A 24,279-nucleotide genomic window follows, 5' to 3' on the forward strand; every position below is an offset into this window, starting at 1 on the left:
GGTTGATCGATTTGGCAGTCGAGGGAAGACGAAATATAACGGGATGAGAATCCAGGCGACGTTTACGAGCGTTTATCTACAGACTGAAAGCTTCCGACAAATGGCGGAAGCTTTCACCTTGACAGGTCTATAAAACTAGGTATGACATCGCAAACTGCTCAAGCTTTTTCTTCTTGTTTTTCTTTTTGTTCACGTAGCTTAAATTTCTGTACTTTCCCTGAAGCCGTCATTGGAAAATGGTCAACAAATTCAACGACTTGTGGAATTTTAAAATGGGCAATTTGCCCTTTACAATAGTCTTGGACTTCGGCTGCTGTCAGAGAGTGGTCTGCCTTGAGGCGAATCCAAGCAGACACGATTTCCCCGTATTTAGGATCAGGCAAGCCTACGACTTGAACATCTAAAATGGATGGATGTGTATATAAAAATTCCTCTATTTCACGTGGATAAATGTTTTCCCCACCACGGATAATCATGTCTTTTAAGCGGCCCGTAATTTTGCAATAGCCATCTTCATCCATAATCGCAAGGTCGCCTGTATGAAGCCAGCCATCCCCAGTTAACACTTTGGCTGTTTCTTCAGGCTGTTTGTAATAGCCTTTCATGACATGATAACCCCTGGTTAGCAGTTCCCCTTGAACGCCTGCAGCTACTTCTTCCTGTGTATCAGGGTCGACAATCTTCACCTCAACATTTGGCAAAGCTCGCCCAACCGTGTCTGTCCGCCGTTCTAGCGAATCATCAACGCGTGTTTGCGTTATGACAGGAGAAGATTCCGTTTGGCCATAGGCAATGGTAATCTCGGTGATGCCCATTTTCTCAATCACATCTTTCATCACTTCAACAGGGCAGTTTGAACCTGCCATTATGCCAGTACGCAATGAAGAAAGGTCATACGTATCGAATGTCCGCAAGTTCAGCTCGGCAATAAACATTGTTGGTACGCCATGAAGCGCTGTGCACTTTTCAGCTTGGACTGTATGCAAAACTTTCTCTGGATGGAATTCTTCTACAGGCACCATTGTCGCTGCAACGCTAACGCAGGCCAGTGTCCCAAGGACGCAGCCAAAACAGTGGAAAAATGGAACAGGTATACAGAGGCGGTCTTGCTGAGAAAGTTCCATGCAAGCAGCGATATTGCTTGCGTTATGGATTAAATTGCGATGTGTCAGCATGACGCCTTTAGGAAAGCCTGTTGTGCCAGAAGTGTACTGCATATTAATGGCATCATCGACATCCAGCTCACTCATTAAGCGGTCAAGGGCGGCATCGGTTACTTGGTCGCCCATTTTGACAATGTCGTCATAAAGCCACATGCCAGGCTTGCGTTCTTTTCCTAAGTAAACAATATGCTTAAGATATGGAAATTCAGCTGATTCTAGTTTTCCAGGTTCGGCCGTCTGTAGTTCAGGAATTAGCCGGTAAAGCATTTCTAAATAGGAAGTCCCTTTATATCCTTCCATGACGAGCAATGTGGTCGTATCAGATTGTTTTAACAAATAAGCAAGCTCAGATTGCTGATAATTCGTATTGACGGTAACAAGGACAGCCCCCATCTTCCCTGTAGCAAACTGAGTGGTCACCCATTCTGGACAATTTGTCGCCCAAACGGCCATATGCTCCCCACGTTGGATGCCTAATTGCATAAACCCTTTTGCTAACTGTCTACACGAGTGATTAAAGTCTTTGTAGGAAAGGCGTAAATGACGGTCAGGATAAACTAGCGCTTCGGTCGAAGGGGACTCCTCAGCCATTCTTTCTAATAAACTTCCGATTGTCTCTTCTCTCATTAACATGTTGTCCCTCCTTGTCAAAATCGAGCAATTGATTGTCTGGTAAAGTTCGCTAATAGGAAGGCAAATCCTTCCCGGGCCTCATAAAGGGTGAAACCTATTAGGACGTTGGAAAGTATATCATAACAGATGATTTAGGAGCTACGTTGAAAAAACACCTAAAAGAAAGAAAGGCCCCTTCAGAGCACGTTCCTTTATAAAATATGTAGTTGCGAAAAAAACAATGATTCGTTACGATTAAAGAGGCACAATATGGGTTGTGGCAAATCAAAAAGCAGTGTAGCGGCATTTTTTTGCAACGGGAGGTTTGAAAAGGAAACAAAAGGAATAGCAGGGTCAGACGACTAGGTGAAATTTAGTGAAAATAAGGACTATTGTCATGGTAAAAAGGAGAGAGGATATGAAAAAGCAGTTAGCTGTATTGATCGGAGTCAGTATGTTAGCAGCATGTAATCAAGGCGCCGGAGGAGAAGAGGAAAAGGCAAAAGAGGAGGAACTTACAGCCTCATCGGTTCTAACAGCAGCTGAAAAGGCCCATCAAGACCTGCAATCGGTTGAAGTGTCCTTTTCACAAATGGATGATTATGGCTGGGAAGAAGAGGGTGTTGCTTCCTATGATTTTGCTGAAAACGTTACTCATATCGAAACAAAGTCGCCTAAATTGACGCTGTTTAAAGACAGCGAAGAGTTTTTGTTTATTAGCGATATTTCTACTTATACGCGGGACGAAAAAGCGAAATACGAAAGCCTTTTAGACAGAATGACAAGCCAACATAAAAATCCGCTTGCTCACTTCAAGGAGTATGATGAAAACCTTTTCGACAAATTTGAACTCGAAGAAAAGGATGGTTCTTATTTGTTAACGTATAACGGTAGTGAGGACGACCAGCTATTGTTGATTGAAAGTTTGGCGCAATCATATGTAGACTACAATGCAAGAATGTGGGAAGAGGACCCAGAAGACATTGAATTTGATGAAGTCACTGCTGATTCATTTGAGTTGTCTTTTGATATTGATAAAGATACAAACCGTATTATGAGCTACAAAATAAAGGCTGATTATGCAATTGACATCGACGGCTACGAACGTGAATTTGAAGCAGATGACAGTTATATCTTTTCTGCGTTCGACGAAGTAGCAGCAATTGAAAAGCCAGACAAAGATTTAACAGCTGTTGGGAACTTGTCTTACGAGCAGCAAGAACAGTATGAACAAGAGGCATCCGATTATGTCGATGCTGTGATTCAAGCAACTGTTTTCCAAAATGAAGAAGAGTATGCCGCCCGTGCTCCTGGAGATCAATCAGAGGATGAGAAAAAGGAAGAAGGGGCAAAGCAAAAGGATGAATTTGGCGACTTATTCAAAATGTTTTTTGGGTTAGGTTTGGAAGAGTTGAACGTTAATGAAGACGTCATCGAGGAAGCGTCTGCAGCTTACTTGAAGTTGCTACAAGGCTCCAATTACTTAATGCTAGAATCAAATGCCCAAAGCGAGGACACGTTTGAAGTCGTAGTAAGCGTAGAAGGCATTATGCTTGATAACATTCAGCGCGAAATTGACTTGTTGTTGCAAAATGAATTGAGTAGCGGCAGCATTAGTGAAGAATCATCAGAAGAAGAGCTTGTTCAGGCGATGGTAAGCGTGCTTGAAAAAGTGGCTGCTGAAGACCACTTGGCAGAAGCGCGCGAAGTAAGTGTGGAAGTAAACCGCGCTGGCGGTAGCTATATGATCTTAGATCAAGACCAATACTTAGATGCGTTTATCCAATAAATCGTATAGCGAATAAAGTGGTCTCATATAAGCAAAAACCAAGTTGAGTCGTATACCCAACTTGGTTTTTGCTGTCTGTTCAAGGCGTTACCGTTTTCGTTTGAGCAAGCGCGCGATCTCTAAAATTTCCTGCTCGGAAAATTCAGGGTCCTTTTCGTCTGTATCGATTTCTTCTAAAGAAAGGGTCAGCTTAAATTTGCTATCCAAACTTGCGAGAAGGGCGTCGAGGCTTTGGATCCGCCGCCTCGCCTCACTGGCAAAGTACTCGCCTTCGATGTGATAATGGAGGCCACTTTTTTTGGATGGGATCGCTTCTAACTGGGTTTGTTGGCTGTCTAGCTTATGTTCTGAATGAATGATTTCCCCTGCCTCTTCAATGGTAGCTGAAACTTGTTTCTCGGTGGCGGAAGGGCGCAAAGCCGGTGATTGTCTCACACGGTGCATGTAGTTATACCAATAGCTTGGGCTTTTTCCGAAATGCTTTGCTAAATCAGCAGGTTTGATTTTCTTTTCAATCCAGGCAGTAATTAATTCCTTGCGGTCTGTAATATTAATTTTTTCCCATTCTGTGAAGTCTTTCATTCTCTTGTAATTATGTTTGTACTCTTCCAAGTGGTCTTTTGGCAAAAAGGGCAGTTGCCTAATTTTGCTTGAATGATTTTCGCCAGTAGGGGGTTTTCTGTCTAATTTCGGCAAGCCAAGAATGTTGAGGACATTTGCTAAGTTTGCTGTATTCCAACCTTCGACTGTAATGATGCGCGTGTTTCCGTACTGCTTACGCTCTTCTTCCAACAAGCGGCGTTGGTCTGCTGTTTTCATGCTCATGAATTCATCATAAGTAGGAAATGGCATGGCAAAGTAGTCTCCTTTATAATAGCGATTTTCAAGGCTTGTCCATCCTTCCAAATGCTTTAAAGAATAAGTAGACCATAAACAAACAATTAATCGATGTGGAATATTTAGAAGAAAACGTTTTCACAAAGTCTTTTTACATATATATCATACTTCTCATTAATTGACAATAACGAATGCCGATTCAATCTTTGCTTTGGAATTTGCGCTTTGATGTCCATTCATAAGAGGATGATTTTTTTTCGATTAGCCATAGATAGGTTCAAGTGGTGCAATCATTGGTGCTATACTGAGTAGAATGATAACAGAGGGAGGTGCGGGCCATTTTTTATTTATATTTTCTAATCGTCCTTCTCTATATAACTGACCAGATATACCACACTCCAGTGGTTCAAACAGTGAGTGGTATTCTCGCATTTATTGTGATAGTCGTTAATATTCGAAGAGCTCGTCAGCTATACTTATGGGCTGGCCTTTCTTTCTTTTTGTTAGGGTTTCTTTTTTATTTGATTTATGTTCCAAAAGACGTTGGTTTTTTTAACTTGTTTGGCTCAATGACCGGGTTGTTGGCACTTTTGTTCGTTTTACCGTTTATGAGTACCATTATAGCAGCAGGCAAGTACGACCGCGCACTTGGGCAAATGATTAGCAAGCCTCCTACATTAAACATGGTTCGGCTATATCGACGCACATCGGTGATGTCGTATATGCTAACGCTGTTTTTAAATGTGGCCACTGTCCCCGTTGTTGTGGCGACGGTCAAGAGCAAACTTAGCCAACTCAGCTCTGCGGTCATCCAACGCTTTTTTGCCCACAGTATATTGCGGGCATATGCCCTTGTTTTGTTATGGAGCCCTACGGAAATTCTCGTCGCTTCCACGATTGATTTGACAGGTACAAGTTATGTAGCGTTGTTGCCGACACTACTTGTGACAAGCGTCCTGTTTCTCTCAATTGATTGGTTGTTGCACAACCGCCAATTAAAAGGGGGAGAGCTTATCGTACAGCAGGAACCAATCGGGAACCCTAAATTATTGCGGCGGAAATTAATGCAGCTCGCAATCGCGATTATGAGTTTTATCGTTTTGCTTCTTGCTGTAAATGCGTGTATCCCGCAATCATTTTTATTTTCAGTAACCGTGCTCATTATTCCTTTCACGTTTTTATGGGCACTGGTGATTAAAAGGCCAAGGCGCTTTAAAAAACTTGCTTTTCTCTATTTAAAAGGCAATACGACACAGCTGCACAGCTTGTTTTTCTTGTTCTTGGCGGCTGGCTTTTTTGTTGAAGTGTTCCCTTACACGGTTTGGTTTGAGCATATGAATGCCTTGTTTGCTTTTACTTATCAAGAAGGATCGTTGTTTTTGTTTTATTTGCTCGTTGGATTATGCATTTTTGGCTTTGCCCTTGTCGGCTTTCATCCGCTTATTTCAATTGCGATTCTATCACCGTTTTTACAAGAACAAGTTGCAGCCTATCCTTACGGCATCAGCCTATTGCTCATTGGCGTTGGACTTGGCACAGTCATGATAGGCCCATTTAATGTTACGCCAACAATCTTGGCAATGCAGCTAAATGCCAATCCGTATAGCATTATTCGCAAAAACTTTGCATTTGCTTTTAGCTATTTGTTGTTTATCGTTGTGATCGCCTATGCATGTAGCCTGATGATTGCATGAATACATGGTAGTGCTTCTTGCGTACATATACGTTTAGGCAATGTTAACAGTGAAAAGGCAGTTCCTTCCCTTCTTGAAGAAGTGCTAACTGTTTTTGCACCATTTCAGCCTTGCTTTTCAGGCCAACGGTTTGAAAGAGTGAAAAGGACAGGTGCAACTCTAATTGCGCTTTTTCTTGTTGGCCAAGGCGATGAAACGATTGGCCGCGCATGTAATGGAAGTCTCCTTTTATAGGCAAATAGTCGTCCTCACTTGTGAGCTTCAATCCTTTTTCTGCATATTCAATCGCTTGATGAAAATCGTTGCTTTCAAACAACAACTGCACCAAATGGTCGTATATGCGTAAATAGAAGGTGAGGTTTGTACGGACAGTTTTTGGACAAGTTGCTTTTTTTAAGGCTTGCTTGAAAAGGCCAATTGCTCGGCCATTGTTGCCTTCTTCGGAATGAAGAAGCGCTAAACTGATTAGAATCCCTAGCTCTTGGGCGCTAGGCATTGATTTAGTCGCATATCCTGTAGCGTTTAACGCGCTGTTGAGCATATGCATCGCTTTGTGTTGATTATGGTCTACATAGTAAACAAGGATAGCTTGATGCCAGAGTAGAAACTGCCGTAGTTTAGGTGACTGAAAAGCCGGGTTATTTAAGTGCTCTACGATAAGAGCTTTCACTGCTGCAAAGTCATCACGACGGATCGCATGCCTAATCTCTTCCAGAATGAAGGAAACCCAATCATCGACTGGTTTTTCCGTTTCTAACGGCAATTCATCTAGCTTTAAGCTTAGTACATCGGCCAAGATAGGGTAGGTAGACAACGAATGTTTACTGCCCTCTCTTTCAATTGGACGTAATGACTCGCGGCAATTGCCTTCTTCACTCTTGGCTTGGTTGATAGAAACCGAGCTTTCTTCTCCTCCATTGCGTTTTGTTATAAAGGCGTCTTCTGACATTCGTGCACCTCCTTCGTAAGAATAAAGGAATAGACCTTTTATACTAGTTTATAACCTTATTTTTCATATATTTCAATAGCAATCTGACGATAATGTTGAAAAAATGGGCAAGACTAAAACCGCAGAAGGAAAATATACTTTACCCTCTATACAAACAAGGAGAGAAAACATGTATAAAACGAGAAATCATGCGATAATGGAGCAAACGAAAAAACGACATTTCGTCTTGAAAAGGAGTGTAATGGATGACAAGTTCGATAAAAATAAAGAGGCTGTCGATTGGAAAGCCAAACACGCTCGAGTATGGTGACGGCAAACAGATGATTAGCGGCATCCAGAAACAGCAAACAGAAGCGGTGTTTTTGTCTAAACATGGCTTTGACAGCGATGATGTTGCCGATAAGAAAAACCACGGCGGCCCAGATCGAGCTGTCTGCCTATATCCATACGAACATTATGCAAAATGGGAGAAAGAATTTGGAAAGCCTCTCCCACCAGCAGCTTTTGGTGAAAACGTGACGGTGACGAATATGCTAGAAAAAGATGTTCACATAGGAGATATTTTTCAATTAGGAGAGGCGATCATTCAAATTACACAAGCACGCAACCCATGCAGTACAATCGACAAACATACAGGGTTTCACTCGCTATTAAAACGAATTGTCGAAACAGGATATACTGGTTATTTAGCGCGTGTGCTCCATGAAGGGATTGTACGAGCAGATGGGGAAGTAGCCCTTCTTGACCCACACCCTGACAAAGTGTCGGTGTTATATGTCTGTGACACGTATTTCCGCAAGCCAACAGACAAGCAGGCGATGGAACGAATTTTAGCAGTCGATGCCCTAGCAGATGAGTGGAAAGGGAAAATGCGAAAAAGGTTGGAAAAGTTGGAAGCATGACGAAATAGCCCCTGAAGGATAATTAAAATATAAGTGCACTTTCTCTTTATAATTATGGATTAGAGGGGGTAGTGGCGTGAAATGGTTTTGTTTTCTTTCTATTTTCGTAATTTCTAATGCACTGGCTGGATGCTCAAATTTTGACAGTAATGAGCAAATTGAGGTGAGTCCTTCGTTTGATAATGAGTTTGGTGAAATGTTTGGGGTTAAGGAAAAAATCGGTATCATTGGCGGCCAGGTTACTGCTGGTGAAGATCAAAAATGGATGTGGCACTTTTGGGGGGAAGAGGTTCAATACAAAGAATTTAGTGCCGTTGCTATAAACATAGGAACCAATGAAGAGATTGATCCTATTAAAATAGATTATGAAATGCTAATTCCTACAGAAGATGGCTTAATTAGTCATTCCCCCTCACAAGTAATGTTTCCGTCGGAGGGTATTTGGAAAGTCAAAGCTTATGTAGATGATGAGTTTTTTGAAGAGTTTGTTGTTGAAGTGTTTCCATAAGCCACGGCATATTAGTCTAAAAAAATAATAAGCTGCCTCTAAGTTCTAGTGAGACATTTCCGCCTTTTCCAATAACGAAAATGTCGCAAACACAAATGTTTGCTTAACTACAAATTAGGCCATGGCCGAAAGCCGTTTTGTTTTTCTACAAGGCGGTTTTTTTACTGGCCAATTTTATTTCTTGTGCTTTATTATGGGTGTCATTAACAATTGATCCTGTTCTTTTTCCTAATAAATGCTAAAGCACATTAACCGGTACATAATTAAAACCTTCTTGACATATAAGATAAATCAGAATAATATAAGGGGAAATAAAAACAGCTGATCGGAAAACCGAAAGCGCAATTTACTCGTAAGATTAGGTTGCGCTTTTTTCTGTCAATATGCATTATAGGAAGGGTTGATCCTATGTGTCCTTGAGGAAAACCGATAATCCATTTGATGTACAAAGGAAACATGGCGTCAAAAAATGATTAAATTTTTGCATTAAAACCAACTTAACACATTGGAATTGTCGAAGTGATGATAAGTTGAGGGAAGGAGAGGGTGAATATGGGCGCAATTGAAGAGGAAAAGATACAAGCAATTGTTCAGTTTATTGAGGAAATTGATTTTGGTTCCTTGCACATTACGATCCATAATGGCCAGATCACGCAAATTGAGAGGACGGAGAAAAAACGATTTGAAAATGTAAAAAAGCAAAAAGTAAAATAGGCTGATCAGACGACTGAAAGCCCGTTATTCTTAGGAATAACGGGCTTTTCTGTGATTGCAGGAAAGAGCCAAAGTGACAGAAAGGAGATTCATTATGACTACCGTTTTATTTTTATCAGGAAGCCCCTCTTTTTCTTCAAAGACGGATAAACTTTTGCGACAGATCGAGGAAGCGTTCCAAAATAAAGGCGCGAACACGTTTTTTTATTCGGTCACGGATGTGCCGCCAGCCGATTTGGTGTTTGCCCATTTTAACTCACAAGCAGTTGCTTCTATTATTAAAAAAGTAGAGGTAGCTGACGTCATTGTAATTGGCAGCCCGATTTATAAGGCTTCTGTCACTGGCGTGCTTAAATCTTTGATTGATTTATTTCCTGAACGTTCATTTGCAGGAAAAACAATCTTGCCAATTGCTACAGGGGGAACGCTGGCCCATTATCTCGCTTTGGACTATTCGTTTACACCTGTTTTACAAACATTGGGTGCTACAACGATTTTAAAATCGATTTTTATCCTTGATACCCATTTGAAACGAACAGAAATAGGAGTAGAGATTGTTAGTAAAGAAGGGAAAGAGCGAATTGACAAAGCGATTGAACACCTGTTAAACAAAGTGTGGGCGTCAAGCTATGAATCTTAAATGGCAGGAATTAAGCATTATCTTAAGCGTATTTTTGCTACTCACTGCTTGCACAGGAGGAGCGCAAACGGCGAGTACAGGAAAGGACCGAAAGGAGAACGGGGCAGACACAATCCATATTGGCTATCAAAAATTTGGAACGTTAAATATTCTGAAAGCAGAAAATACGCTGGAAGGTGCATTGGAGGCTATTGGCGTTAATGTTGAATGGACAGAATTTCCGGCTGGGCCGCAACTGTTAGAAGCAGTAAATGGAGGCAGCATTGATTTTGGCCATACTGGCGAAGCGCCACCAATTTTTTCTCAAGCGGCAGGCGCTCCAATCGTTTATGTAGGGAATGGTCCACCTCGGCCTAAAAGTGAGGCTATTGTTGTGCAGGAGAATTCGCCAATTGAACATGTTCACGAATTGAAAGGAAAGAAAGTTGTTTTAAACAGAGGCTCAAACGTTCATTATTTGCTTGTAAAAGCACTGGAAGAAGCGGGACTATCCATTAATGAAGACATTGAAACAATATACCTCCCCCCTGCAGAAGCGAGAACCGCATTTGAGCGAGGAGACGTGGATGCTTGGGTCATTTGGGACCCGTTTTTACAGGCGGCAGAAGATGATATAGGCGCCCGTATTATTAGGGATGCAGAAGGGCTGGCTGCAAATCGAGAATTTTTGTTGGCAGACCGTGCCTTTGCGGAAGAAAATCCGGAGATTATTGACATTGTTTTAGAGGAATTGGAAAAAGTTGAGCAAAACATTAAAACAAATATCGAAGAGACTGCCCAATTTTTGTCGCCGCAAGTCGGGATCGATGAAGAAACATTAAAGAAAGTGCTCACACGGTACGAATTTGGAATGGATCCGATAGACGAAGAAGTGTTAGAAGCTCAGCAGAGCATCGCCAATACATTTTATAACCTTGGGCTAATTCCGGAAGAAGTTTCGATTAAAGAAGCGACCTTAGAGGAGGGCGAATAATGAGTTTTTTTTGGTTTATACCAACACACGGGGACGGCAGATATTTAGGGTCAACCGTTGGTGGGAGGCCTGTTACGTTTGACTATGCCCGGCAAGTAGCACAAGCTGCCGATCAATTAGGGTACAAAGGCGTATTGCTTCCTACAGGACAGTCGTGTGAAGACGCATGGGTAACAGCCTCTTCCCTCATTTCCGCAACAGAACAATTAAAGTTTCTTGTTGCTTTACGGCCAGGTGTTATCAGTCCAACTGCAGCAGCGCGAATGGCGGTTACATTTGATCGTTTATCCCATGGAAGGCTGCTATTAAACGTGGTGACTGGAGGAGATCCACTCGAATTAGGCGGAGATGGCATTCATTTAAACCATGAAGAGCGCTATCAATTAACTGATGAGTTCTTGGAAGCGTGGCGGTCTATTGTGACTGGAAATCCCACTACATTTGCAGGGAAGCATGTCAATATTAAAGAGGCGAAAACGAATTTCCCGCCTGTTCAAACACCATACCCACCCCTTTATTTAGGTGGCTCCTCCATCGGAGCAATGGAAGTAACGGCCAAGCACATTGACGTTTATTTAACGTGGGGGGAGACACCTGCACAAGTCAAAGAAAAAATCGCTAAAGTAAGGCAATACGCAAGGAAAACGGGAAGATCAATCAAATTTGGCATCCGCCTCCATGTCATTGTCAGAGAGACAGAAGGAGAGGCATGGCAAGAAGCTGACCGGCTAATCCAACATTTATCGCAGAAAGATATTGATGAGGCACAGAAAGTATTTGCGCGCTTTGATTCACAAGGCCAAAGACGAATGGCTGCGCTCCATAAAGGCAGCAGAGAATCATTAGAAATCAGTCCGAATTTATGGGCTGGCGTCGGATTAGTCAGGGGTGGCGCTGGGACGGCTCTTGTAGGAGGCCCAGAAAGTGTGGCTGCCCGCATTCAAGAATACAAAGACTTAGGAATCGAAACATTTATTATGTCAGGCTACCCCCATTTGGAAGAAGCCTATCGGTTTGCGGAGCTGGTTTTCCCTTACTTCCAGGAGGAGAAAGAAGCCGTGCCGGAAAAGCAGTGGACCAGTCCTTTTGGCGGCATCGCAGCGAGATAGAAAGGGTGATGACATGAGTAAACGAATGGTCATTCAAGTCATTCCATGGGTGATCCCGCTTTTGCTGCTCCTCATTTGGCAATTGGCCTCCCAATTTGAGATTTTGCCAACACGTATACTGCCAGCGCCTTCGGAAATTGCCGCGGCAGCCTATACCCTTGTTCACTCCGGTGAAATATGGCCGCACTTATGGGCAAGTACAAACAGAGCAGTAATCGGCTTGTTCATTGGTGGAGGCATTGGTTTTATGTTTGGTTTGATCAATGGGGTATCGAAAATTTCAGCTATGTTTTTCGATTTTTCCATTCAAATGTTGCGGAATATCCCCCACTTGGCTTTGATTCCATTAATCATTTTATGGTTTGGAATCGGAGAGGAAGGGAAAATTTTCTTAATTGCCCTTGGGGTCATGTTCCCTATCTATTTAAACACGTTTCACGGCATTCGTTCTGTCGACAAAGACTATATAGAGATGGGCAACAACTATGGGCTATCGAATATGGCGGCCTTTTGGCACATTATTCTCCCTGGAGCCCTTCCTTCTATTTTAGTAGGCCTGCGTTATGCGCTTGGTATCATGTGGGTGACGTTGATCGTCGCCGAAACCATTGCCGCTAAAGACGGGATTGGCTTTTTGGCGATGGATGCAAGAGAATTTATGCAAATGGATGTTGTCGTGCTATCGATCATTTTATATGCCTTATTAGGCAAACTTTCCGACATGATGGCCAAAGCGCTAGAATTTCGCTTTTTAAAATGGCATCTCAGCTATCAGAAGTAAAAGGAGGATCCGATGAGCGCACAGATGGCTCTCTCTTTATCAGGCGTCCATAAATCGTTTGGCACAACGAGTGTATTGAAAAACGTAGAATTTTCATTAACAAAAGGTGAATGTATTGCCATTGTCGGCAAAAGCGGCTGTGGAAAAAGTACTTTATTGCGCTTGTTAGCCCGCTTGGAGCAGCCCACCGCTGGAGAAGTATACATCCCGAACGGAGACATTGTCCGGATGATGTTTCAAGAAGGGCGCCTGCTCCCTTGGAAGACGGTCTTGCAAAATGTCATGTTAGGTTTAAAGCACGACCGGAAACGAAAGGCGCTGGAAGCGATCAAAAGCGTTCAGCTCGAAGGCAAAGAAAATGAGTGGCCACGGGCATTATCAGGTGGACAGAAACAACGCGTCGCTTTGGCCCGTACCCTTGTCCACTCTCCTCATGTCTTGCTTTTAGATGAACCGTTAGGAGCACTTGACGCACTAACAAGACGTGAAATGCAGCAATTAATAGAAAAAATATGGCTACAGCGTGGCTTTAGTGTTGTCCTTGTTACACACGATATTGATGAGGCAGTCACATTAGCGGATAGGGTCTATGTGATTGAAAACGGGAGCATCGCTAACACATATGATATTAATCTTCCACGCCCAAGAAAACGATCCTCTTACGAATTTGTCGAAACAGCAGAAGAAATTTTAAACCGGGTGCTAGGTGTAAATGCAACGAACGGCCATCTTGTTTCGTTATCAAATATCAAGTAAAGTGGTTTTCTTGATTAGACACTAGAGTAGCGCCTCTCCTGTGTGATGGGGCTAAATTCTATAGGAATTGAAAAAGGAAACACACTCGTAGCCATGAAGTAGTCCCCATTTAGTTTCCTGGGTAAGCCCATTTAACTGTTTGGGGAGTACTTCTTTCTTTTTTAGAGCAGCGTCGTATAACATTGATAATTCACCACATCAGCGTAGGTATAGAAAAAATTGGTTCAAAGGTCTAATGTGATAACCTGTTCTCCGTGATTTCTGTATCGATTTCCTTTAAAATTTCATGAAACCAGTCCACGTTCACTTTATGGTGTGAAAGGGAATTTTCTAACATGCGGCGGAAATTTTTCATAAGATCTGTCCGATTTTTCAAAGTGTCTTCTAAGAGAGCAATTTTTTTCTCTGTTTGTTTAATTTGAACAAGGACGAGTTCTTTCATTTTTTCTTTGTCGTATGCCCCTTCGAAAAGCATTGCGCTATAAAAAGATAGATTTATATAATCTGTTTTTGACCCGTACGTTGTCATTAAACGATTAAACTCCTCCACTCCTAAATCAGTAAGAATGTATTTGTTTTTTTCTCTTGATTCAGCTTCTCTTTCTTCAACAATGCGTTGAATCATTCGTTTTTCCTCTAACTGTTGAATATTGTAATAAAAGGATCCTTTGGTGTAATTGACAACAAATTTGTAATGTCTCTCATTCATAATGGCTAGAAGCTCATACCCGTAGGAACCTGGTTTTTCTTTTAACAAACCTAAAATTAAAAGTGGGATCAATCGATCACTCCTCGCTTTGATGGATTTTGGAAACATGAGAAGAAAATTCTTTAAAACTTAATTGTCCTAAAGCAAACTTCGTACTTTGAACAAATATAGCTTCATTTTTAGTGAGTTCACGCTTTGCTTCCTTAGCAATCCATTCATCCTCGATGCCCAAAGGATCTAAAACGTGTTTTTGTTTTGAAAAAGCTTCATAATACCGTAATCCAAATTTCCTTTGGGAAATCGCATCAATGTGAATGCCGTCTGGATTTGCTGTTAAGCCTTTCGATGTTACAAAGTAGCAGTTTTCTTCATTATAAGCAATTTTATACAAAATCTGGTTTATTTGCTTAAACTCTACAGCATTTTCTCCAAATCCGCTCTCTCCAAGGTAGTGCCCTAATTCACCGATAATAATTGGGGTATCTGGTACATTCAATTCTTCTCTCAAATGTGTAAATAATGAGAGCAACTTATTCTCATATGTCTTAAAACGTTCTCCGAAACTGTCACTTTCTCCTTGGTGCCATAAAATTGCTATTAATTCACTTGTTTCCGTAGCGAACGTGGCTTCAGAGATCGCATGTCTTGTTAATGGACTGTCCATTGCCCACTCATCAATAGAGCTGCCACCTTCCGCACATGGTATTAACCCAATGGATTCCCCTGGATGATCCGTTGTCCAAGCCTGAGCAAAAGAAGCAGCCGGCCCAATACCAGATACATGACGATCAAAATTGAGCGGTTCAGCCATCATTTGCCATCTGCCATTCCGCAACATATGAATATGCTCATTATAAATAGGCGGTACATCTTTAACAAATCCTCTTCCAGCCATATTTGATTGTCCGATTAATAATATCGATTTCATCGTAAAACCTTCTTTTCTAATTGTGATAGTCTAATTAGACTTTAGGCATTGAGTGTGAGGTCTAATTAGATTTTTGTCAAGACAAATTGTTCGATTTGGCTGATCTCCATTGTTGCTTTGTTTCATACCGATTGTGGTAGAGCGTTTATCAACCACAAGATAGACGAGATACTAGCGACCTTTGGGATCGCCCATTCGCTCAGCAACATAGACACCCCGTATGACAACGCCGTCGCAGAAGCCACCTTTAAATCGAGAATGTAACACGAACTAAAACTTGCTTTTTTTACTGATTCAACCATATACGCATCGACCGTTCACTCAACTATCTATCACCCGTTGACTACAAAGCCTTACACCTTTAGAAATTTGTCCAATTTATGTTGACATTCCAATCTTTCATTTTTGGTCATTCAGTTGATTCTATTAAACGCTTCTTGAAATCCATCTCATACATGCTCGATAGGCCACTTGACAAAAATAACAGAACAATCTTACAATGCTTGTATATCTACCATACTAGTATAAGTAGAAAACGGGAGGTGATTCAGATTAGCATCGATGTTGAAATAAAAGGATCGACACGTGATTTTGTCTACAATCACATTAAAGAACAAATTATAAACTGGGATTTAAAACCAGGTACAAAAATTTCTGAAAAGGAAGTTGCCCAAAACCTTAATGTGAGTCGGACACCTGTCAGAGAAGCTTTTTTACAACTAGCGCAAGAAGAGCTATTAATCATTATTCCTCAAAAAGGGACTATTGTTTCCAAGGTAGATTTAAGCTTAGTTGAAGAAGGCCGATTTGTAAGGGAGCATATTGAGAAGGCGATTGTCCGAGAGGTTTGTACAAAAATTAGTGATGATCAGTTATTTCAATTAGAAACGAACCTTTTGATGCAAGAGCTTTGCTTAAAAAAAGGCTCGCACAATCAATTATTTCAATTAGATGAAGAATTTCATCAATTATTATTTGAAATATGCACTAAGATCAGAACCTGGAACAATATTAGAAAAATGAATAGTCATTTTGATCGATTAAGAATGCTGAGGCTGGCGAAAAACCATGATTTTGAAGTAATTGTAGGCCAGCATAAAGAAATTTTTGAATGTATTTCTGAAAAAAATCCTGATAAAGCAGAAGCGATTATGGAAAAGCATATGAAACTTGTGTTTGTAGAATCGAAAGAATTAAAGGCCGAAAACCCGGAATACTTTAATTAGTATTTTCTGGTTTCACTTTGTTTGAACAAGTGACAGAGGCCGACTTCTTGATGGTTTAGTCAAGATAAAAATGATAGCGCTTTCTATTTTCAGTAATGTAAGATCGTTTTTAATAATGATGTAAGTAGATAAAATAAGGAAAGGGTAGGTAGAGATGATGAACGTTGCCATTATAGGGACAGGGGCAATCTGTCCATCCCATATCAAAGGGTATTTAGAATTTCAAGATAGGTGCAAAATTACGGCTTTATGCGATATTTATCCTGAAAAAGCAGAGGCGCAAGCAAAAGAATTTGATTTAAACGTAGCTATTTATAGTGACTATAAAGAACTACTCAGGCAAGAGAATATTGATCTTGTATCTGTTTGCACCCCGCCTTATACGCATGCGGCTATTACAATAGAAGCTCTAAATCAAGGCAAGAATGTAATTGTAGAAAAACCAATGGCCTCATCTTTAAAAGAATGTGACGCAATGAATGAAGCTGCTAAAAGGTCTGGGAAAATCTTGTCAGTTGTTGCCCAAAATCGATTTACTTCACCAATGATGAAATTAAAACATGTATTAGATACGAAATTAATGGGTCCCATTGTACATACTCAAGTAGACTCTTTTTGGTGGAGAGGCCATTGTTATTACGATTTATGGTGGCGAGGAACTTGGGAAAAAGAAGGCGGCGGCTGTACATTAAACCATGCAGTTCACCATATTGATATTTTTCGCTGGATGAATGGAATGCCTTCAGAAATCACAGCAGTAATGAGTAATGTTGCTCATGATAATGCAGAAGTAGAAGATATATCTATCGCGATAGGGCGCTATGAAAATGGAAGTCTTGCACAAATTACAAGTTCAGTTGTTCATCATGGAGAAGAGCAACAGCTTATTTTCCAAGGGAAAAATGCCCGTGTCTCTGTACCGTGGAAATTGAAGGCATCTAAATCGCTTGATAATGGGTTCCCTGTAGAGGATAAAGAATTACAGGAAAAGCTGCAGAAAGAGTATGAGTCTATAAATGATTTAGAGTATGAAGGACATGCTGGGCAAATAGAAGATGTATTGCACGCGATTGAGGGGAAAAAAGAGGTACTAGTAGATGGAAATGAGGGAAGGGAGACACTCGAATTGATTACTGCCATTTTCGAATCTGCAAGTTTGGGAAAGACGGTAAAACTCCCTTTAGATGAAACGAGTCCATTTTATTCAAGAGAAGGAATTATTGAGAATGCGACATATTTTTATGAGAAAAAAACGAGTATCGAAAATTTCAAAGTAAACGAGATTACAACAGGTGGAAAATACGAGTAAGTTGCCAAAAAATTAAAGCGGTTACATTAGCGGGAATCACTTCATGGAGGGGTTAAAAATGAATAAAAACGATGGAATGAATTATGCTCCAAAAGGAAAACCCAATCGCGTAGTAGAAGAAGGAGAATTTTTCTTTGCCGCAATTGGTTTAGATCATGGGCATATTTATGCAATGTGCAACGGATTATTAGAAGCAGGGGGAGAGTTAGCAGCTGTTTATGATTCTGATCCAAAGAAGGTAAAAGCTTTTGTGGAGAAATTTCCTAATACCCGAATAGCCAATTCAGAAGAAGAAATATTAGGAGACCCTTCCATAAAACTTGTTGCAGGTGCTAGTATTCCATCTATGCGCTGTGACTTAGGACTTAGGGTTTTAGATCATGGAAAGCACTATTTTGTTGATAAACCTGCATTTACAACAAAAGAACAGTTGGAAAAGGCTAAAAAGAAGACGGAAGAGACTGGTTTACGATGGGGAATTTATTACAGTGAGCGACTTCATGTAGAAGGGGCTGTTTTTGCGGGGCAGTTAATAGAAGAGGGAGCGATTGGCAGGGTAGTACAGATGATTGGAACAGGGCCACACCGTGCAAGTCCGTCAGCTAGACCTGACTGGTTTTTCGATAGGGACTATGTTGGAGGCATTTTATGTGATATTGGGAGCCATCAAATTGAACAGTTTCTCCATTATGCTGGAGCCAAGGACGCAAAAGTACTCCATAGTAAAGTAGCCAATTACAACTTTAAAGAGCATCCTAAATTTGAAGATTTTGGCGATGCCACTCTCGTTGCTGATAACGGTGCTACTTTTTATTTTCGGGTCGATTGGTTGACTCCTGATGGTTTGGGCACTTGGGGTGATGGGCGCGTTATTATTTTAGGGACAGATGGGTATATTGAGGTGCGTAAATATATTGATATTGCCCGTAGTGGTAGTGGGGATCATGTCTATTTAGTAAATCATGAAGGAGAAAAGCATTACGAGTGCCAAGGGAACATAGGGTATCCATTTTTTGGGGCATTTATTTTAGATTGTTTGAACGGAACAGAAAATGCGATGACACAGGAACATGCATTTAAAGCCGCTGAATTATGTATTGAAGCGCAGAATATGGCGATACAAGTGGAGGCAGCAAATAGCGTTGTTGCAAAGTAAATACAAAAGTCGTTATCGATAATGAAAATCGAAAAGGAAAAGTTGCGGGAATAACAAGTATTAGTGGATGGCAATAGCGTTCTAAGACAAAGTGTGAAGATAGACAGAAATCATCTTGAGGGAATTGAAGAAGAGACCTTTAATCTTAATGTTGAAGATTTAAATAGCCAAAGCTCGCAGTACTATTTTTACGCCAACGTTAGCTGTGCATATGAATTAGTATTGTATACAAGTCAATGCATAGCTTTAGGCTTTTTTCTTAACAAAACGAAACAGTGTTTAGAAAAGATTGCACATTTTGGAAGATATAATAGGAATACGTATCTTGTTACTTGATAAAAACATGTCTGTACGTATTACTGTTCAGTATTATTTTTGGAGCGTTCATCACGCAATGAAGGGGTTTACGAGGTTGAGGCTATTGAACTCATACTGACAGCTAAGGAGGAACATCATTGAAAAAAATAATGGATAGTCTAATGATTGGTAGTCTACTAGTATTATTAGCTGCATGTGGGGAAACGGTAGTAACCTCAGGAGCAACGAATACAGAAGGTGGCAGCAAGACACTAAAATTAGCTCACGATTTAGGGGAGGATCATCCCGTCCATCTAGCGTTAACAAAGTTTGCTAAAACCGTTGAAGAAAGCTCAGAAGGCCAAATGAAAGTTGAAATTTTTTCTAACGGAGTATTGGGAAATGAACGTGAAATGCTGGAACAAATACAAGGCGGGGGAATAGATATTACGAAAGTAAGTGCGGCTTCACTTGAAAGTTTTGCTTCATCATATTCAATATTTAGCTTGCCGTATGTTTTTGATGATGAAGAACATTTTTTTCGGTCAATGGAATCTGATGCAGTAAGTGATTTATTTGCTTCTACAGAAGACGAGGGATTTCTAGGACTAACTTGGTATGATTCTGGTTCTCGTAATTTTTACACGGCAGATAAACCAATTATGCATCCAGATGATTTAAAGGGGTTAAAAATTCGTGTAATAGATAGTCGAACACAAATTGAAATGGTGAAAACATTAGGCGGTGCACCTACACCAATGCCATATGGTGAAATTTATACTGCTCTGCAATCTGGCGTAATCGATGGTGCTGAAAGTAACCCAACAGCACTAACAACTGGGAAACATGGTGAGGTAGCAAAGGCGTTCTCTTTTGATGAACATACTCGTATTCCAGATATTGTTGTCATTAGCAGTAGTGCGTGGAATAATCTGACAGAAACGCAACAAAACATATTAAAAGAGGCTGCGGAGGAATCGACTGAATATCAAAAAGAAATTTGGGCTGAAGCTTTAGAAGCAGCAAAGAAAGAAGCAGAGAACTTGGGAGTAGAATTTTACTATCCTGAAAAAGGTCCGTTCCGCGAAGCCGCAAGTCCAATATACAAGGAATATCGTAAAGATGAAAGGCTCGCAGCATTACTAGATGCTTTTAATGAAATGCGTTAAAAAGGAAGGAGTGGGGATTCCAATGCTTTTAACAGTCAAAAGTGTGAAGACTTTCTTAAACCGGTTGATTATGACCGTTGCCTCTATGCTAACTGTTGTATTAGTTTGTTGTGCATTATGGCAGATATTAAGCAGGTATGTGTTAGGTTCCCCTAGCATTATTACGGAAGAGTTATCCCGTTTTCTTCTGATATGGGCAGCAATGCTAGGAGCCGCCTATGCATTCGGTTCAAAAGAACAATTAGCAATCGTTTTTCTGAAATCAAAATTAAGCGGTTTAAAAAAGAAATTAGTTGAGATTTTTATTGACGTCACCATTATTATGTTTGCAGGATCGGTTTTAATTAAAGGCGGCTACAATCTTGCTTCTCAGACATTAAGCCAAACTTCCCCTATCCTTGGTATTCCAATGGGCTATGTTTATGCGATTCTTCCTGTAACAGGGGTATTAATAATCATCTATCAATTATTAAGCCTAGCGGAAAGGCGAGGGCAGAATGAATCTTCGGAACAGTAGATAAATCCTTCTGTTTCGTCTCGTACGAGTAAATTTAGGGGGCGTATTCAAAATGGATATAGCAATATTATCGGTATTACTTCTTTTTGGAATATTCTTCTTTCTTCTTGCGATAGGTGTTCCAATATCAATAAGCATTGGTCTATCCTCTATTGTATCTGTTATGGTAGCTACGCCGTTAGACGTGATCCTTTATACGAGTGCGCAACGTTTATTTTCTGGAATGAACAGTTTTGCGTTATTAGCTATCGTCTTTTTTATTATGTCAGGAAGCATTATGAATAATGGAGGAATCGCATTACGATTAATTAATTTAGCAAAGTTGATTGCAGGAAGGTTACCTGGATCATTGGCACATACAAATGTAGTTGGGAATATGCTTTTTGGCTCTATTTCAGGGTCAGCAGTGGCTTCTGCGGCAGCAATTGGCAGTGTTATGGCTCCTTTGCAGAAGAAAGAAGGCTATGACAAAGGTTTTTCGGCAGCTGTAAATATAACTTCTTCACCAGTGGGCATTTTGATCCCCCCTAGTGGTGTATTAATCCTCTATTCATTAGTCAGTGGAGGAACTTCTGTTTCTGCATTATTCATGGCTGGATATTTGCCTGGCATTTTGATGGGATTAACAGTTATGATCGTTGCTTACTTTATTGCTAAAAAAAATCATTATACGATTTCTGAAAAAATAGGTCTAAAAGAGGCAAACAGAATCATCATACAATCAATTCCTAGTTTACTATTGATTGTTATTGTGATTGGTGGAATTGTAGCAGGCATTTTTACTGCTACAGAAGGTGCCGCAGTTGCGGTTCTATATTCTTTAATTCTTTCATTGATTTATCGCTCCTTAACGTGGGCCCATATTCCTAAAATTTTCAAGGAAACAATTGTGATGACAGGAATTGTTTTATTTTTAGTTGCTGTCTCTTCTATCATGTCATGGGCAATGGCATTAACAGGCATGCCGGCAGCTATTAGTAACGGGCTTTTAAGTATCTCAGATAATCGCTATATTGTATTGTTGATTATGATGTTGATTTTATTAGTTGTTGGCATTTTTATGGACCTCACGCCAGCAGTACTCATTTTTACACCTATTTTCTTGCCGATTGTTGTGCAAATGGGGGTAGACCCTGTCCATTTTGGAATCATGCTTGTATTTAATCTGGCTATTGGTGCTATGACACCACCGGTAGGGAGTGTTTTATTTATAGGTTGTAGCGTAGGGAAAGTGTCCATTGAAGAAGTGATAAAACCTTTGAGCTATTTCTTTATAGCGCTTGTTGCAGCATTATTTATAGTGGTTTATATCCCTTCCATTAGTCTAATTATCCCTAAACTTTTTAACCTGTTATAAACATAAAAGGATAAACAAAGCATTTTTTCTCTTGCCGATGGTTGTTTCTCTCGTACCTACAAATGGGTCATAGCCAAAAACCGTTTTGTTTTTCTACAAGGCGGTTTTTTTGCTGGCTATTTTTATGCCCCTGTTTCGTATCCATTATTTAAAAAACACGTACAATCAGAAGGCGTTGGCGCTTATTTCATGTTTAAAGCAGTTCTAGGATTGAAAATCTGCCATTGACAGTCTATTCGAACACAGTTAGAATTTTTATAAATCATATCAACTTACATGGGTTTGTCTGTAGAGGAGAAAGGGGAGAGTAATGGCTTACGTTTTTGAGCAAATGGAGGCTACCGACTATGAAAAGGTAAATACCAAGTTGAAAAATCGGGATAGCCTGGATATTTTGCGCTGGGCGAATCAAACGTATGGTGAAAAGCTCGTGTATGCTTGCAGTTTTGGAGCCGAGGCCATGGTGCTGCTTGACTTGTTGTCAAAAATACAAAAAGAAGCCCACATTTTGTTTTTAGATACAGATTTTCATTTTGCCGAAACGTACGAATTGATCGAACGTGTAAAAGAACGATACCCGACATTTCGTATTAACATGGCTAAACCGGCTTTGTCTCCAGAGGAACAAGCGGAACGTTACGGCGATGAACTATGGCTTAAAAATCCAGACCAGTGCTGTCAAATTCGAAAATTGGATGTGCTGGCCCGTGAGCTTGAGCCTTACGATGCTTGGCTTTCAGGCTTAAGGCGTGAGCAGTCTCCAACACGAGCAAATACCGAGTTTGTTAATCAGGATAAGCGCTTTAAAAAGGTGAAGGTTTGTCCGTTGATTCATTGGACGGAAGAAGAAATATGGATGTACATCAAATTGCATCAATTGCCCTACAATGAGTTGCACGACCAGCACTATCCGAGCATTGGCTGTACGTACTGCACGAAAGCGGTCATGCCTGGGGAAGATACTCGAAGCGGCCGCTGGGCGGGAACAGGAAAAACGGAATGCGGGTTGCATGCACCAACGAAAGGAGATTCATGAATGGAAGCAGTAAAAGAAACAGAACTGGTTCACCGATATGATCCGGCGTATGATACAACGGGCATCACAAACGAGATTGCACTCGATGGTTTTGCTCTCTCTGACTTGGAGTTGCTTGGCATTGGTGGTTTTACGCCGCTAACAGGCTTTTTAAACGAAGATGATTACCATTCTGTTGTCAAGTCAATGAGATTAGCGAATGGAGCGCCTTGGAGCATTCCGATTTCACTGCCTGTTAGCGCCGACCAGGCTTCTGCCTTGCGCGTTGGCGAACGTGCAAAGCTCGTTTACAAGAATGACATTTACGGCGTCATTGAAATCGAATCAATTTATACGCCTGATAAGAAAGTCGAAGCTCAGGAAGTATACCGTACGACTGACGAAGCCCACCCTGGGGTAGCGAAGATGTATGCACGTCCTCCGATTTATGTAGGCGGGCCGATTGTATTAACAAAACGTGTCAATTATGAACGCTTTGCCTCTTACTATATCGATCCAATCGATACGCGGCGGATTTTTGCTGAAAAGGGCTGGAAGACGGTCGTTGGCTTCCAAACGCGAAATCCGGTGCACCGCGCCCATGAATACATTCAAAAAGCAGCCCTTGAAACGGTTGACGGACTGTTCTTGAATCCACTTGTCGGGGAAACAAAGGCAGGGGACATTCCAGCCGATGTGCGCATGGAAAGCTATGAAGTGTTGCTTAAAAACTATTATCCAAAAAACCGTGTCCATTTATCGGTGTTCCCGGCAGCCATGCGTTATGCCGGTCCCCGGGAAGCTATTTTTCATGCGTTAGTTCGCAAAAATTACGGTTGTACTCATTTTATTGTTGGCCGCGATCATGCAGGTGTCGGCAATTATTATGGTACTTACGACGCACAAGAGATTTTCAAAGAGTTTGAAGAAGGCGAGCTTGGCATTAAGCCGTTGTTTTTTGAACATAGTTTTTATTGCAAAGCTTGCGGCAACATGGCTTCGCAAAAAACATGCCCTCATGATTCTGAGCACCATGTTATTTTATCGGGGACCAAAGTGCGGCAAATGTTAAAAGAAGGCGTGCTTCCTCCACAAGAATTCAGCCGCAAAGAAGTGGTTGAAGTGTTGATGCGTGGATAGGGCGATAGAAAAATAGAGAAAGAGGGAGC

23 protein-coding genes and 1 pseudogene are annotated in these 24,279 nt (G+C 41.0%); 19 read left to right on the forward strand and 5 right to left on the reverse strand.

From position 1 onward, the window contains the following. Window positions 1–158: 158 nt before the first annotated feature. Window positions 159–1,796, reverse strand: a complete 1,638-nt coding sequence (locus V5G21_RS12300; RefSeq protein ID WP_011245446.1) for an AMP-binding protein — start codon at window positions 1,794–1,796, stop codon at window positions 159–161. Between the two features lie 397 nt (window positions 1,797–2,193). Between V5G21_RS12300 and V5G21_RS12305 the strand changes: the two genes are divergently transcribed. Beyond that, entirely contained in the window at window positions 2,194–3,564 is a 1,371-nt protein-coding gene (locus V5G21_RS12305) for a DUF6612 family protein (protein WP_011245447.1), read from the forward strand. An 87-nt stretch (window positions 3,565–3,651) separates the two neighbouring features. Here V5G21_RS12305 and V5G21_RS12310 read toward each other — a convergent pair whose 3' ends face one another. Then, window positions 3,652–4,416 (reverse strand): hypothetical protein, encoded by a 765-nt coding sequence (locus V5G21_RS12310; RefSeq protein ID WP_011245448.1) that lies wholly within the window; start codon window positions 4,414–4,416, stop codon window positions 3,652–3,654. Window positions 4,417–4,922: 506 nt separating this feature from the next. Here V5G21_RS12310 and V5G21_RS12315 point away from each other — a divergent pair. Further along, window positions 4,923–6,095 carry a hypothetical protein gene (locus V5G21_RS12315; RefSeq protein WP_142237585.1) on the forward strand — a complete coding sequence of 391 codons (1,173 nt, stop codon included), beginning with the start codon at window positions 4,923–4,925 and terminating at the stop codon, window positions 6,093–6,095. Between the two features lie 43 nt (window positions 6,096–6,138). Here the strand turns inward: V5G21_RS12315 and V5G21_RS12320 are convergent, their stop codons facing one another. Further along, window positions 6,139–7,044, reverse strand: coding sequence for a tetratricopeptide repeat protein (locus V5G21_RS12320; protein ID WP_011245450.1), 906 nt, complete (start codon window positions 7,042–7,044; stop codon window positions 6,139–6,141). A 245-nt stretch (window positions 7,045–7,289) separates the two neighbouring features. Between V5G21_RS12320 and V5G21_RS12325 the strand changes: the two genes are divergently transcribed. From V5G21_RS12325 to V5G21_RS12360, 8 genes are all read left to right on the forward strand, one after another. Beyond that, window positions 7,290–7,946, forward strand: coding sequence for an MOSC domain-containing protein (locus V5G21_RS12325; RefSeq protein WP_011245451.1), 657 nt, complete (start codon window positions 7,290–7,292; stop codon window positions 7,944–7,946). Window positions 7,947–8,022: 76 nt separating this feature from the next. Then, entirely contained in the window at window positions 8,023–8,454 is a 432-nt protein-coding gene (locus V5G21_RS12330) for a DUF4871 domain-containing protein (RefSeq protein WP_011245452.1), read from the forward strand. 552 nt (window positions 8,455–9,006) lie between these two features. Beyond that, window positions 9,007–9,168 (forward strand): YezD family protein, encoded by a 162-nt coding sequence (locus tag V5G21_RS12335; RefSeq protein WP_073305650.1) that lies wholly within the window; start codon window positions 9,007–9,009, stop codon window positions 9,166–9,168. 94 nt (window positions 9,169–9,262) lie between these two features. Continuing rightward, window positions 9,263–9,808 carry an NADPH-dependent FMN reductase gene (ssuE, locus tag V5G21_RS12340; RefSeq protein ID WP_011245454.1) on the forward strand — a complete coding sequence of 182 codons (546 nt, stop codon included), beginning with the start codon at window positions 9,263–9,265 and terminating at the stop codon, window positions 9,806–9,808. After that, window positions 9,798–10,781, forward strand: a complete 984-nt coding sequence (locus tag V5G21_RS12345; RefSeq protein WP_035205218.1) for a sulfonate ABC transporter substrate-binding protein — start codon at window positions 9,798–9,800, stop codon at window positions 10,779–10,781. Before ssuE ends, V5G21_RS12345 begins: the two co-directional genes overlap by 11 nt. Next, window positions 10,781–11,890: an FMNH2-dependent alkanesulfonate monooxygenase gene (gene ssuD, locus V5G21_RS12350; RefSeq protein WP_035205211.1), complete on the forward strand. Its 1,110-nt coding sequence runs from the start codon at window positions 10,781–10,783 to the stop codon at window positions 11,888–11,890. The genes V5G21_RS12345 and ssuD overlap by 1 nt, the downstream gene beginning before the upstream one ends. Window positions 11,891–11,903: 13 nt before the next feature. Beyond that, window positions 11,904–12,671, forward strand: a complete 768-nt coding sequence (locus tag V5G21_RS12355) for an ABC transporter permease subunit (protein ID WP_338464797.1) — start codon at window positions 11,904–11,906, stop codon at window positions 12,669–12,671. A 12-nt stretch (window positions 12,672–12,683) separates the two neighbouring features. Continuing rightward, a complete protein-coding gene (locus V5G21_RS12360) occupies window positions 12,684–13,427 on the forward strand; it encodes an ABC transporter ATP-binding protein (protein WP_011245458.1) in 744 nt (247 codons plus the stop codon). A 232-nt stretch (window positions 13,428–13,659) separates the two neighbouring features. On the opposite strand, the gene V5G21_RS12365 is transcribed toward V5G21_RS12360, so the two are convergent. Together V5G21_RS12365 and V5G21_RS12370 are read right to left on the reverse strand one after the other, a co-directional pair. Next, window positions 13,660–14,208 carry a PadR family transcriptional regulator gene (locus V5G21_RS12365; protein ID WP_035205200.1) on the reverse strand — a complete coding sequence of 183 codons (549 nt, stop codon included), beginning with the start codon at window positions 14,206–14,208 and terminating at the stop codon, window positions 13,660–13,662. Window positions 14,209–14,212: 4 nt separating this feature from the next. Next, window positions 14,213–15,064, reverse strand: a complete 852-nt coding sequence (locus V5G21_RS12370) for a sialate O-acetylesterase (RefSeq protein ID WP_035205198.1) — start codon at window positions 15,062–15,064, stop codon at window positions 14,213–14,215. Window positions 15,065–15,181: 117 nt separating this feature from the next. Between V5G21_RS12370 and V5G21_RS21450 the strand changes: the two are divergent. From V5G21_RS21450 to sat, 9 genes and pseudogenes are all read left to right on the forward strand, one after another. Next, window positions 15,182–15,319: pseudogene (locus tag V5G21_RS21450) on the forward strand (IS3 family transposase); the annotation flags it as partial. Window positions 15,320–15,606: 287 nt separating this feature from the next. After that, window positions 15,607–16,290 (forward strand): GntR family transcriptional regulator, encoded by a 684-nt coding sequence (locus tag V5G21_RS12375; RefSeq protein ID WP_011245461.1) that lies wholly within the window; start codon window positions 15,607–15,609, stop codon window positions 16,288–16,290. Between the two features lie 154 nt (window positions 16,291–16,444). Next, entirely contained in the window at window positions 16,445–17,599 is a 1,155-nt protein-coding gene (locus tag V5G21_RS12380) for a Gfo/Idh/MocA family protein (protein ID WP_011245462.1), read from the forward strand. Between the two features lie 58 nt (window positions 17,600–17,657). Beyond that, entirely contained in the window at window positions 17,658–18,755 is a 1,098-nt protein-coding gene (locus tag V5G21_RS12385; protein ID WP_095326748.1) for a Gfo/Idh/MocA family protein, read from the forward strand. 455 nt (window positions 18,756–19,210) lie between these two features. Next, window positions 19,211–20,221 carry a TRAP transporter substrate-binding protein gene (locus tag V5G21_RS12390; RefSeq protein ID WP_011245463.1) on the forward strand — a complete coding sequence of 337 codons (1,011 nt, stop codon included), beginning with the start codon at window positions 19,211–19,213 and terminating at the stop codon, window positions 20,219–20,221. Between the two features lie 22 nt (window positions 20,222–20,243). Then, on the forward strand, window positions 20,244–20,738 hold the full coding sequence (locus V5G21_RS12395; protein WP_011245464.1) for a TRAP transporter small permease: 495 nt from the start codon (window positions 20,244–20,246) through the stop codon (window positions 20,736–20,738). A 52-nt stretch (window positions 20,739–20,790) separates the two neighbouring features. Further along, entirely contained in the window at window positions 20,791–22,095 is a 1,305-nt protein-coding gene (locus tag V5G21_RS12400) for a TRAP transporter large permease (RefSeq protein ID WP_011245465.1), read from the forward strand. A 310-nt stretch (window positions 22,096–22,405) separates the two neighbouring features. Next, window positions 22,406–23,131, forward strand: coding sequence for a phosphoadenylyl-sulfate reductase (locus V5G21_RS12405; protein WP_035205190.1), 726 nt, complete (start codon window positions 22,406–22,408; stop codon window positions 23,129–23,131). Beyond that, the gene (gene sat, locus V5G21_RS12410; RefSeq protein WP_011245467.1) at window positions 23,132–24,250 is read left to right on the forward strand and encodes a sulfate adenylyltransferase; all 1,119 of its coding nucleotides are present in this window, start codon (window positions 23,132–23,134) and stop codon (window positions 24,248–24,250) included. The last annotated feature ends 29 nt before the right edge of the window (window positions 24,251–24,279 follow it).

Origin of the sequence: Shouchella rhizosphaerae (assembly GCF_036700015.1) — a bacterium.
Taxonomy (GTDB): Bacteria; Bacillota; Bacilli; order Bacillales; family Bacillaceae_D; genus Shouchella; species Shouchella rhizosphaerae.